The 11,417-nt window shown below is 70.6% G+C and carries 9 protein-coding genes; 5 read left to right on the top strand and 4 right to left on the bottom strand.

The window, feature by feature from the left end:
- Position 1 precedes the first annotated feature (1 nt).
- Positions 2-310: a 30S ribosomal protein S10 gene (gene rpsJ, locus ACIBBB_RS19790; protein ID WP_003948644.1), complete on the bottom strand. Its 309-nt coding sequence runs from the start codon at positions 308-310 to the stop codon at positions 2-4.
- Positions 311-841: 531 nt separating this feature from the next.
- Between rpsJ and ACIBBB_RS19795 the strand changes: the two genes are divergently transcribed.
- The 4 genes from ACIBBB_RS19795 to ACIBBB_RS19810 all read left to right on the top strand — a co-directional run bounded on the left by ACIBBB_RS19795 (position 842) and on the right by ACIBBB_RS19810 (position 5,544).
- On the top strand, positions 842-1,006 hold the full coding sequence (locus ACIBBB_RS19795; RefSeq protein ID WP_398983632.1) for a DUF1059 domain-containing protein: 165 nt from the start codon (positions 842-844) through the stop codon (positions 1,004-1,006).
- A 745-nt stretch (positions 1,007-1,751) separates the two neighbouring features.
- A complete protein-coding gene (locus ACIBBB_RS19800) occupies positions 1,752-3,437 on the top strand; it encodes a methyltransferase domain-containing protein (RefSeq protein ID WP_398983634.1) in 1,686 nt (561 codons plus the stop codon).
- 230 nt (positions 3,438-3,667) lie between these two features.
- Positions 3,668-4,969: a HEAT repeat domain-containing protein gene (locus ACIBBB_RS19805; RefSeq protein ID WP_398983636.1), complete on the top strand. Its 1,302-nt coding sequence runs from the start codon at positions 3,668-3,670 to the stop codon at positions 4,967-4,969.
- Between the two features lie 278 nt (positions 4,970-5,247).
- A complete protein-coding gene (locus tag ACIBBB_RS19810; protein ID WP_398983638.1) occupies positions 5,248-5,544 on the top strand; it encodes a hypothetical protein in 297 nt (98 codons plus the stop codon).
- 193 nt (positions 5,545-5,737) lie between these two features.
- On the opposite strand, the gene ACIBBB_RS19815 is transcribed toward ACIBBB_RS19810, so the two are convergent.
- Positions 5,738-6,364 carry a GPP34 family phosphoprotein gene (locus ACIBBB_RS19815; protein WP_398983640.1) on the bottom strand — a complete coding sequence of 209 codons (627 nt, stop codon included), beginning with the start codon at positions 6,362-6,364 and terminating at the stop codon, positions 5,738-5,740.
- A gap of 68 nt (positions 6,365-6,432) precedes the next feature.
- Here ACIBBB_RS19815 and ACIBBB_RS19820 point away from each other — a divergent pair, with 68 nt between their 5' ends.
- Positions 6,433-6,636, top strand: a complete 204-nt coding sequence (locus tag ACIBBB_RS19820) for a hypothetical protein (protein ID WP_398983642.1) — start codon at positions 6,433-6,435, stop codon at positions 6,634-6,636.
- A 37-nt stretch (positions 6,637-6,673) separates the two neighbouring features.
- On the opposite strand, the gene ACIBBB_RS19825 is transcribed toward ACIBBB_RS19820, so the two are convergent.
- Both ACIBBB_RS19825 and ACIBBB_RS19830 read right to left on the bottom strand, forming a co-directional pair.
- Positions 6,674-9,475 (bottom strand): poly(A) polymerase, encoded by a 2,802-nt coding sequence (locus ACIBBB_RS19825; RefSeq protein WP_398983644.1) that lies wholly within the window; start codon positions 9,473-9,475, stop codon positions 6,674-6,676.
- Entirely contained in the window at positions 9,475-11,178 is a 1,704-nt protein-coding gene (locus ACIBBB_RS19830; protein ID WP_398983646.1) for an RNA ligase family protein, read from the bottom strand. The genes ACIBBB_RS19825 and ACIBBB_RS19830 overlap by 1 nt, the downstream gene beginning before the upstream one ends.
- Positions 11,179-11,417 lie beyond the last annotated feature (239 nt).

Consider the following 11,417-nt stretch of genomic DNA (forward strand, 5'->3'; position numbering starts at 1 on the left):
CTCAGAGCTTGATCTCGATGTCGACGCCGGCCGGAAGGTCCAGGCGCATCAACGAGTCAACGGTCTTGGGCGTCGGGTCGAGAATGTCGATCAGGCGCTTGTGCGTGCGCATCTCGAAGTGCTCGCGCGAGTCCTTGTACTTGTGCGGCGACTTGATGACGCAGTACACGTTCTTCTCAGTGGGCAGCGGCACCGGGCCCGCGACCGACGCACCAGTGCGAGTCACCGTCTCGACGATCTTCTTCGCCGAAGAGTCGATGACCTCGTGGTCGTAGGCCTTGAGCCGGATGCGGATCTTCTGTCCCGCCATGGCTACTCAGTAGTCCTGTTCTCTCGAAACGCTCTGGCCCCCGGGCGGGGTGTGCGACGTGATGTCCACGCACTGCTTGTCTCCGACCCACGCGGTCGGGCGTGTCGCATTCCCTCTACGGACGAATCCCGAAGGATTTCCCTGCCAAGGGGTTGCGGGCCCAAAGACCGCGAGACCGGGGACGAACGCCCACCGGGCGCCTGGCCGGTACCCCGCTGACACTTCCCGGAAGATTCCCGTACGTCCGCCCCAGCGCTGCCGTGAGAGGCAGATGGGACGACGAGTACTGTGGGACTCGCTTCCGGTCCTCCCGGCGGGAGGCGCGCAGCATCGGCACTCAACCGAGCAACCTGAGCAGTGTGCCATATGGCCCGGAGCCCTGGCCAATCGCGGCCGGAGAGCGTACCCCACGGGGTGAGCGCCGAATCCTCGGGTGGACGCGGAGCGCGTCCGAGATGGCCGGAGTCACCTGATCAGGAGGACACTGGTACACAGAGGTGGATTATGCGCAAAGTAGTCGACAGCCGGGACATGCCGAGCGAAACGAACTGCACCCTCGCGATCACGGGCGAGGAGGACGAAGCAGTCCGCGCCCCGACCGAACAAGGGGCCTCGGCCCACGGCCACGAGAACACGGCGGAACTGCGGACCCAGATCCGGTCAACGCTGAGGGACGAGATGCCGCAGCAGGTCTGAGGCCGGCGCTCAGCGGTGGGCGGCGTAGGTGACGAGGTCGGGCCGCCGGCTGACGGCAACGCCCGCCGATCGCCGGTGGGTCTCAGACGGTTCGTGCCACGGCGGCGCGCAGTTCGCGTACACCGTTGATGGGCGAAGACCAGTTCCGCGTCGACGCGCTCGACAAGGGTGTTGAGGAGAGGCTGCGGCTCCCGAACCCGGGCGCTCCGGCTCGGCCGTCGCCCATGCCGAAAGGGCCAGGTAGAACGCTTTGACGCAGACCACGAGGTTGTCGAAGTCACGGCGCGGCGTTCCGTCTGCCTTGGTAGCGGTCCGCTTCTGCCACTCCTGGAACGTCTCGGCGCTGAGATGAAGGCTCTGCTACCAGTGGTCACGCAACAACGGCTGAATGGGCCGCAGCCCCTTCGAGTGTCGGGCACTCGCTGACGCTGCGCCCGATGGCGCTCGGCCCCCACAACATGCCCCCGACCGGCTGGAGATCATCGACAACCCAGTTGGGCATTTGGCATCCGATATAGGAAAAAGCTGGGACTCCTGCCGTCCAAAGAATCTCAGGGCGGAAAGATGCTGGCCGACGCGGCGATTCCCGTCGACTCCGCGTAGGTATAAGGACTTTGGACGCATAGAACTCTCCGCCCTGGATAGTGATGCGCTCAGACCGTGCGGCTCCTGAGCCCGGGGGCCTGAGCCGTGCGGGGCTGCCGCACCCGGGCGTGATTCCCCGAAACCGAAGGGTTCCTCCACTGTGCCACCGGCTCAAGAGTTCGGCGACAACCCTGTTGGAGTACGAGAAACCGGGCACTACACAGAGGAGTACGTTCCCAGCTTCGTCGAGAAGTGGGACTCGCTCATAGATTGGGAGAAGAGGGCGGAAAGCGAGGGAAACTTCTTCATCGACCTGCTGCGCAAGCGGGGAGTGAAGAGCGTGCTCGACGTCGCGACGGGGACCGGATTTCACTCCGTGCGGCTGCTGTCGGCCGGATTCGAAACAGTAAGTGCGGACGGCAGCGCAGAAATGCTGGCGATGGCCTTCGAGAACGGCACCAAGCAGGGGGGTCATATCCTGCGCGTCGTCCAGGCGGACTGGCGCTGGCTCAACAGAGACGTTCACGGCGAGTACGACGCCATCGTCTGCCTCGGCAATTCATTCACACATCTCTTCTCGGAGCGCGACCGGCGCAAGGCGTTGGCCGAATTCTACGCGATGCTCAAGCACGATGGAATCCTCGTTCTGGACCAGCGCAATTACGATGCGATTCTGGACGATGGTTACACCAGCAAGCACACGTATTACTACTGCGGTGACGACGTCACCGTGGAGCCGGAGTACGTCGACGAGGGTCTGTGCCGAATGCGGTACAGCTTCGCGGACGACTCGGTGTATCACCTCAATATGTTCCCGCTGCGGAAGGAGTACGCCCGTCGGCTCATGTCCGACGTCGGCTTTCAGCGCATCGAGACTTACGGTGACTTCCAGCACACCTACCGGGGTGGGGAGCCGGACTTTCTTGTGCATGTGGCAGAAAAGGAATATCGGATGGATGACGAGAAGGAAGGGCGATACTCCGGTGCGGTGAGTACCGCCCGCAGTTACTACAACTCGTCTGACGCCGATACCTTCTATGCCACGGTGTGGGGCGGCGAGGATATCCATATCGGTCTTTACGAAAGCCCCGGGGAGTCCATCACGGACGCCAGCGCCCGGACCGTCCGGCGGATGGCCTCGAAGCTGGAGCTGACACCGGAGTCCGTGGTGCTCGACCTCGGGTCGGGCTACGGCGGTTCGGCACGGTATCTGGCTGAGACGTACGGCTGCCGGGTCCTCGCGCTCAACCTCAGCGAGGTGGAGAACCGGCGCCACAAGGAGCTGAACGCGGCCCGCGCTCTTACCGGCATGATCGAGGTCGTGGACGGGTCCTTCGAGGACATCCCGTACCCGGACTCCTCGGTCGATGTCGTCTGGTCCCAGGATGCTTTCCTGCACAGCGGGAACCGCGTCCAGGTGCTCGCGGAGATCGCGCGGGTGCTGCGGCCGGGCGGCCGACTCATCTTCACCGATCCGATGGCGGCGGACGGCTGCCCCACCGGTGTCCTGCAGCCGATTCTCGACCGTATTCACCTGGACGACATGGGCTCGCCCGCCTTCTACACACGCGAGCTGACCCGACTCGGCTTCACCGCCGTCGACGGCGGCTTCGAGGAGCACCGCGGGCAGCTGGTGACCCACTACGCGCGCGTCCTTGAGGAGACGGGGCGGCAGGAGACCGAAGGGCTGGCCAGGAAGGTCAGCCACGGCTACCTCGCCCAGATGAAAAAGGGCCTCGGCCACTGGATCGACGGCGGCCGCAAGGAGCACATCACCTGGGGCGTCTTCCACTTCAAGCTCGGGGGCAACGGCCGTGGTGCGGCAGCGCCGCCCGGGTCGGCGTGAGCCAGACTCCGCCACGCCACCGATCTGGAAGAAACGGCCATAAGGCGTCCCACTCTTCGCCCATCTCGGAGGAGATCCGCTTCGGGACGGAGTAACCCGCCCCCGCAGACACGCGCCCAGCAGGGCCGACCGCACCCCGCGGCCGGCCCTGCCTCGCGCCACGTCCTGTCAGTGGCTTGCAGCACCATGAACCCTTTGAACGGCGATCACGCGCCCGAGAGGAGACTGCGGTGGATGCGATCAAGGCCCTTGCCGACCCCGGCCTGCGGGAGGCGGCACGGGAGAGCCTGGCCGCGAGGGGCCTCGCGGCGGTGCGACCGCTGCTCGACGAGTTGCTGGACGCGACGTCAGTCGTCGGGCGCCGGGAGATCGAGTTCGTGCTGACCAAGCGGATCGGGCCGGCCGCCTTCGACGAGGTGCTGGCGGCGCTGGCCGCGACCGAGGACGAGGAGTCACGCCACCGCCTCGGTGGCGTGTTCACGTCGTTCCGCGCGGTCGACCGCTATGTCGAGGCGCTGTCGCATCCGTCCGCGGAGGTACGGTGCTGCGCCATCTTCGGAATCCGGTCCGTCTGCTCAGTGGCGGGCGGCGCCGAACCGGAGCCCGGCGTGGACTACGGCCTGGTGATCGACGCGTTGATTCCGTTGCTGGCGGATCCGGACGCGGAAGTGGCCCACTGGGCGGAGCGGGTGCTGAAAGTGCTGGGGCCGGGCGTCGTGGAGCCCCTGCGCCGCGTGCGCGGTCATGGGCCGGGACGACTTCGGTCACGCGCCCTGACCATCCTCGCATCGGTCGGCGGCGAAGAGGCTCTGTCGCCGGCGGACCGGGCCGCTGTGGATCGGCTGATCCGTATCAAGTTGTCCGACGACGAGGCCCAACCCCTGGACGTCGGCTCCACGTCCTGGATCGGCGTCCCCACCGGCGACCAGCGGGGAGTCATAGAGCTGCTCGGCCTCTTCGACGCGAGGCCCGCGACGTTTGCGCTGGGACTGAGCGTCGGAATGCACGACAGCCACGACGGCGTCGAACACGGCAGGGTCTACGTCACCCCGGAGGTCGACGGATGGACCCTGATACTCGGCCCCTGGTGCGATCCGGGCGACCCGGAACGCGCGGAGGATGTACTGCGCGTCGTCACCGAGCTGAGCCGTCGCTACGGCCGGGCCCAGGCGTATCACTCCGTCGAGGAGGACGGCGGATCGGCCTGGCTCGTCGTCGAGAACGGCAACGTCGTACGCCGCTTCCGCGCGTCCTGGGAAGACGACGACGCGCAGTTCACACTGGGTGAGCCCCTGCCCGAGGAGCGCGCCGCCTGCGTCGAAGAGGGCATTATCCCGGTGGGGGATGCCGGGGCCGACGACGAGGAGTGGACAGACCTCGCCGCGTACCTCTCGCCGCGACTCGCGGAGCAACTGGGCGTCAGCCCGATGGACTTGGGCCCGCATACCACGGTGCGCGGAGTCGGGAGGGTGACGCTCACCCCGTACGCGCGCGAACACGGAAGGCCGAACACGGGCGCGTACGCGATCTAGGGTCTGGACCCGTAGGTGGTGCGTGAGCAGTCGGGTGAGGAGGCGGGTCGAGGTCTGCCTGTCCTCGGCCGACAGCGTTCCAACAGGTCGCCCTGGCACCGGCCGAGCATCGCCTGCCTGCACCACCGCGGCAAGGCAGTTGCGGGCCATCTGTCAGGCGGCGCACCCGGTGGTGCAGAGGTTGCCTCCGCACCGAATACATAGAGCGCTCCATCAGCTACCTTGAGCAACCAAGTGGATCGCATCTTGCGCGGTCCGTTGCATGAGGGGATCTCAACATGATGCGACGACGCATGGCCGTGGCCCTCGGGGCGCTGGCGGCCGGCGCGACCTTGGCAGTCGCGGTGTCCGGATCGGCGTACGCGGCGGAAGGCGTCCTGATCATCAACGGCAACAAATACAAAGACCCGAGCGGCTGCTACGCCATCGATCGGTACCCGACCTCGGTGACCAACCACACCGACGCCATCGCCGAGGTCCACTCCGGACCGGGCTGCACCGGCCTGGTCGAGGAGCTGGTCTACCCGGGCAGGACGTACAACACGGAAACAGCCCACAGCGTGTTCGTCCTCTGAGCCCACTGGCGGCACCGGCGCCTCGTTCCCAGCGGGGCGCCGCGTGTCCGGACTCCCTGATCACAACTCAGAACAGGAGCCTTGCGCTCCGGGGTCCGGCCCGAACGGAGTCGCTACCTGAGCTGCCAGGTCGGTGACGGCAACACCGCCGGGCGTCCGCTCCATCTCCCGGTCCCGCCACCGACCCACACACCTAGCTGGTGACGGCGATGACACTCCCCACGGAGACCGCTGCCACGGTACGCATCACAGCGGAGTTCACCGCTTCGGCGCCCCAACTGCCCCGCTCCAGCTCCTTCGCACGCTGGTGGACCTTGCCCGACCACGGGACGGACCGGTGCAGGCTGGGCAGGGTGCCGCTCGCGGAGAGCAGCCCGATCAACGCCGCCGTATGGGCATCGGGCTCCGCGCCGTCGATCAGGACGGCGCGGACCTTCTCCACGAGGGCCTTCTTGTGTCCGGTGTCCCCGGCGGTCGTCGCGGTCGACCGGAACAGCCCCAGCGTCTTCTTGGTCTCCTGGCGCAGCATGCCCCGCTCGACCAGCCGGTCGAGCACGGTCTCCCGCAACCCGGTACCGATCTCGATGAGAAGGGTCTGGACACCTCGCACCCGTCCGGCGACCTTCTCGTGGGCGGCCCGGAGCACGGGATCCGACAGCGGATCACCGACGACGGCGTGCACCTTCAGACCGTTCAGTCCCTTGTCGTTCTCGTCCACCCTGACGTGCCCGCCGAGGCCCAGCTCTACGAGAACGGCGCCGCCCAGGGTGTAGAACAGCGTGCCGACTCCCGCGATCGCTCCCGATTTGTCGTCGAACATCAGCAGCGTCAGATCTTCGACGAGAGGGTCTTGTTCTGCATGGTCTCTTTCCAGCCGTCGCCACCGGCATGGCCGCGACGCAGGGCACCTGCGCCGCCCTCGCCGGCACACTGGCCCAACTCACCTCCCCCGCCACGGCGATGACCCTGATGGCGGCGGGATCGGTCACCGTGACCCTGACCCTCGCGGCGCTCGGCACGCACGAGGAACGTCGCTCGGCCGCCCCCGGTACGCGCCCGGACGTCAGGTCGGAACCCACCGCCACCGAGTAGCCGGTCCTGCCCGAGCGGCCCGGAAACCGGGGGCGGTTCAGTGCAGGGTCGGTACGTCGCCTCCGCGCGCCCACGCGACATCCACGTCCCGCAGACCCCGGCCCCACGGCGCCACGATGCCCGCGAGCGCCGCCGCGTCCGGCGGGGTGGCGCCGAGGCCGATCGCGTAGCGGACGCGATCCCGGTCCCCGTCCGTCGTGTACGGGCGCGGCCAGGCGTGCGCGTCCCGTACCCCGGCCGCTTCGAGCGCGGTGAGCAGCGCCCGTACGCGGCCCCGGAACCGGCCCAGGGTGTCGGGGCGGCGCGTGGACACCGTGGCCACCGCCCAGGCGGCGTGGCGGCGGTGGAGGGGTGGGGGTGGGGAGAGCGCTGGGGAGGCAGCCGTCTCCAGGAGTTCCCAGGCCCGGTAGAGCTCCTGGACCAGCAGGTCGCGGTGGCCGGGGCCGACCTGGTCCGTGCAGCTGCGGATCGGGGCGGTCGGGGTCAGGACGGTGACCGGGGCGGCGGTCGTGGGGGCGGCAACTCCCGTGAGGCCGACGGGTACGTGCCAGTCCCAGGCCGCCCACGTGCCGAAGAAGTGCCGGAGCAGGTCCCCGGGCTCCACCGCGTCCGTCTCCGTGACCGTGCGTGCCGCCAGTGCCGCCCAGGCCAGACCGGGCAGCCCCCCGAACGGCGCCGAGTCCAGTCCTCGGGCCCCCGCCCACGCCTTCACCTCCCTCGCCAGTCGCGCGAAGGCACCGTGACGGTCACCGACCGCGTCCCGTACCGCCGCCGCGTCGCTCACCGCGCTCAGCGCGAGCGCCGCCGCCTCGCCCAGCTCGGCCCGACGGTCCACGGCCCGCGCCGGAGGCAGCGAACCGGCCGCCACCACCGCCAGGTCGACGCCCAACCCGCCCACCGTGAACCGGAGTCCGGGCACGCGTGCGCCGATCACCTCCCGTACGGGAGACGCGCCGTCGGGGAGCGCGGCGCTCACCCGGCGCCGTATCCCGTCCATGTCCACCGACTCGCCCGGCACCGCGGCCACCAGGTCCAGATCCGCCCCGGCGGACGCGCAGCCCATACGGCGGGAACCCACCACATGGAGAACACCCAGCGTCCGCGCGAGCAGGCGCGCGGTGGACTCGGCGCCGACGGCGGGCGGCTTGACCGGCGGCTCGCCCTCCGGGACCCAGGTGATCTCCCCCGTACCGAGCGCGACCCTCGCCCGCACCCGCATCGGCTCGTCACCCCGCCGCGAGAGCAGCACCAACTCGCCCACCGTGGGCGACACTTCGTCGAGCCGGGCCTCGATGCCGGGCGCGACCCGCTGCGGGTCCCGGCTCCGCCCCAGCGTCGGATGCGGCGTGAAGCCCTCGGCCCGCCGCCCGCCGCAGCGTGGGAACCGCTGTTCCAGCGCCCGCCGCAGCTCCTTCCACGGTGCGTCGGAGCCCTCCGCCGCCGGGTCCGGCCAGAGCGTGGCGTCCTCACGGCGCCCGAAGGTGCGCACCCCGCCCAGCCGCGCGGTGAACGGCGCCGTCCCGGCGGCGGCAGCCGCCAGCAGCGGCGCCGCGCGCTTGAAGTCGGACTCCGGGACGAAGCCGAAGAGCACGTTCACATGTGGCGGCCGGCGGTCGACCTGCGGGTCGTGCTCCCGCCGTACGGCCTGGAGGGGAGCCCACAGCTCGTGCGGCGGTAGCCAGGCGACGGCCGTACGAGCCGTGGCCTGGACGTCCAGCACCTCCGCGGGTGTGTCCGGCGCCCCGAGCGCGACCTCCGCCTGCACGCCGTAGTGGTCGGAGATGTAGAGCCCCCGCACGTCCGGCGTGTCCCCGCGCAGCACCGCCCCGGCCACCACCCCGCTCCCCCGCAGCAGCACCCGGTCCAGGCGCGATGCGCGGCCCGAGAGCGAGGCCACCGCCGCCAGCGGATTGGTGACCGGATCGAACGTGGGCGTGCGGTCCTCGGAGCCGTACACCTCGCTCCAGGCGTCCCGCAGCCCGAGCGCGGCGGCCGGTCCCTCGCCCCCACCGGAGCCGTCGTTGAAATCCCCCAGCAGGATCAGATCGGTGTCGATACCGCCCAACCCCTCGGCGAGGGAGGCCAGTTCGCCACGGCGCCGGGCCGGACCGTCCTTGGAGTGGTCGCTGCTCAGGTGCGTGGCCGCCACGACGAGCGGCCCCGAAGCCGTCTCCACGGTGAGCGCGGTGACGGCCTTGTGCGGGCCGAGCGCGTGCCGTCCCGCCTCCCGTACGGGCAGCCGGCTGAGGAGCAGCAGACCGGTGTCGTCGACGTCGCGGCCGTCCGGGTCGGTGCCGAGGGTGTAACTCGCCCGCACCCAAGGTGCGTTCAGGAGCATCGCCAGTAGGTCGACCTCGACCTCCTGGAGGGCGATGACGTCGGCCCCGGACTCGGCGAGGGCGGCGAGCAGAAGGGGGCGCCGCGCGGCGGTGTCGACGCGGTCGCTGTCGTAGCGGTCCCAGAGGGTGTTCCAGGTCAGGACGCGCAGCGAGGCGGGAGCGGGTACGGAGGTGACGCTCGCGGGCACCCACTCGCCGCCCTCGTACGCGTACGGCGTGCACGCCGTGAAGAACGGCGCCCGCAGCAGCCGCGCGTGCCGCACCCGCCCCGCGTCCGTCGCGTCGATGCGGTCGACGCCGGTCGCCCGGTCCCAGACCACCTCGCCGTCCGCCTCGACGAACAGCACGCGGTGCCACGGTATGTCGCCGCCGGGCACGAACGCGGGCAGCGGGATCCGCCCCGGGGTCGTACCGCGCCGGCTGACGCCGAGGACGAAGCGCGCCGGATCGAAGCGCGGGTCCCAGCGCACCTGGTGGTAGAGCTGATCGCTGGTCCGCATCAGGGTCCCCCGCTCTCGATGTCGTCGGCGTCCTGGACGGCCCCGGTCGCCCCCACGTACCACGTACGGTGCGCGTCCCCCGGATACGGCGGTACGAAGCGGTGCAGCTGCCCCGTGAGTACGTCGGCCGGCACCGGGTGCGGCCGTACGCCGTTGCGCCTGATCAGCTCCGCCTCGTCCACGAGCAGCACCGCGTGCGTGACGAACGCGTCGCGCCGCCGCGCCACCGCCCGTACGAGCGAACGCTGCTGCTGGTTGAGCGAGGTGGCGTCCCACACCACCGTCCCCCCGGCCGCGAGCGCCCGGTCGAGACGGTCGAGGCCGTCCCGGAGGATGTCGTTGGCCCGCTGATCGGCGCGCTCGCCGCGCTCCTCGCGCAGGTCGTCCAGCGAGATCCGCGTCCCCACGCCGGTGAGCCCTCCTACGAAGGTGCTCTTCCCGCTCCCCGAAGGACCGACGAGCTGAATCAGCGTGGGGAAGTCCCCGGACCGCCACCGCCAGGTCGCGGCCACCGCCTCCTCGACGGTCGCCAGACGCCCGTCGACCCAGGCGTCCCGCGCCTGCGCCCAGCACCGTCCGACCGCGTCGGGGCCGAGCCCGTCCAGCGCGGCACGCAGCCCCGTACGCAGCGCCTCCAACGGCTCGCGGTCCAGCAGCCCCGCCTCCTCGGCGAGCAGCGCGGACCACTCGACCTGCTCCCGCGCACGGCCGTTCTCCGCGCGCACGGCGGCGACGGCGTGCAGCACCCCCAGGTCGGCGGCGAGGGCCATCCGCGCGAGCCCGCCGCGGCGCTCGTCGTCGGGGAACGGCCGGTGCAGACCCGTGTGCAGACCCACCAGGTCGGCGACGCGTCGGGCCGGCGCCATCCCGAGCGGCGCGACGAGCGCGGCCGCGAGCCGCCCGCGCGGCACGTGAGGCAGGAACGCGGCGAGAACCCCGCCCAGCCGGTCGTCCCCGTGCCGCCCGCCCGCGTCGAGCCGCCCGGCAGCCTCCCGTGCCGCGCGCTCGTCCCCCTCCACACCCACGGCCCTCGCCAGGGCCCCCGCGTCCACGGGACCCCCCGACCGCACGTCCCACAGCGCGGCACTCGCCCCGAGCCCGTTCTCCACGACGGCGGCGTGCATCCAGTGCGTATCGGTCTGTACGTGATGCGGCCGCACCCACTTGGCGAGCCGCCGCCCGAACTCCTCGCGCACGAAGCCCTCGACGGTCCGTACGACGTAACCCTCATGCCGTGCCGGGTCCAACTTCAGCCCCCGCAGGGCCCGTTCGTCGAACGTCCCGCGCCACAGCACGCGCGGCGCGGGAATCCCCAGCCGCCGAAGCATCCGCACGGTCTCGTCCCAGCCGAGACAGCGCTCGCCGTCCCACACGGAGAAGCCGTAGAACCAACTCTCCAACTCTTCGTACGCGATCGAGTGCCGCGCGTACATGTTCTCCCCGCACACCCGCACCCCGTCCGGGATCAACGGACCGACCCGCCCCTGGAGCGCCTTCACCCAGGCCCGCGACGGATGATGCCCGGAGTCCAGCGACCGGGCGTGCAGCCCGTCGCGGTACAGGGTGGTGTTCTCCCCGTCCATCTTCTCGGTGACGACGACTTCCCGCCCCCGCAACCCGTCCAGATCCCCGGCCCGCACATCGTCCGAGGTGACGCCGGGCGACCAGGGCAGGTGCGCCGTACGCGGATACGCCGTACGCATGCCCCACTCCCCCGTAGCCCCACGACCGCTTACCCGGCAACCCTAGGAGCGCGACGGAACCCGATCCATCGATTAACGGCCCCCGGGCGCTCCGCTGCCCGCCGCCCGCTGCCCGCCGCCCGCCGCCCGCCGCAGAACAGAGAAGTGGGGGGGGGCCCCCCCCCCCGGGGGGGGGGGCCCCGCGGGGGGGGGGGGGGGGGGGGGGGCGGGGGGGCGGCGGGGGGGGGGGGGGGTGTGGT

The sequence above is a fragment of the Streptomyces sp. NPDC051217 genome, from assembly GCF_044455465.1.
Classification (GTDB): Bacteria; Actinomycetota; Actinomycetes; order Streptomycetales; family Streptomycetaceae; genus Streptomyces.

Bases quoted from the DNA above. Each gene is read 5' to 3' on its own strand.
- rpsJ (WP_003948644.1), bottom strand. From the start codon at position 310: ATGGCGGGACAGAAGATCCGCATCCGGCTCAAGGCCTACGACCACGAG.
- ACIBBB_RS19795 (WP_398983632.1), top strand. From the start codon at position 842: ATGCCGAGCGAAACGAACTGCACCCTCGCGATCACGGGCGAGGAGGAC.
- ACIBBB_RS19810 (WP_398983638.1), top strand. From the start codon at position 5,248: ATGATGCGACGACGCATGGCCGTGGCCCTCGGGGCGCTGGCGGCCGGC.
- ACIBBB_RS19815 (WP_398983640.1), bottom strand. From the start codon at position 6,364: ATGTTCGACGACAAATCGGGAGCGATCGCGGGAGTCGGCACGCTGTTC.
- ACIBBB_RS19820 (WP_398983642.1), top strand. From the start codon at position 6,433: ATGGCCGCGACGCAGGGCACCTGCGCCGCCCTCGCCGGCACACTGGCC.
- ACIBBB_RS19825 (WP_398983644.1), bottom strand. From the start codon at position 9,475: ATGCGGACCAGCGATCAGCTCTACCACCAGGTGCGCTGGGACCCGCGC.
- ACIBBB_RS19830 (WP_398983646.1), bottom strand. From the start codon at position 11,178: ATGCGTACGGCGTATCCGCGTACGGCGCACCTGCCCTGGTCGCCCGGC.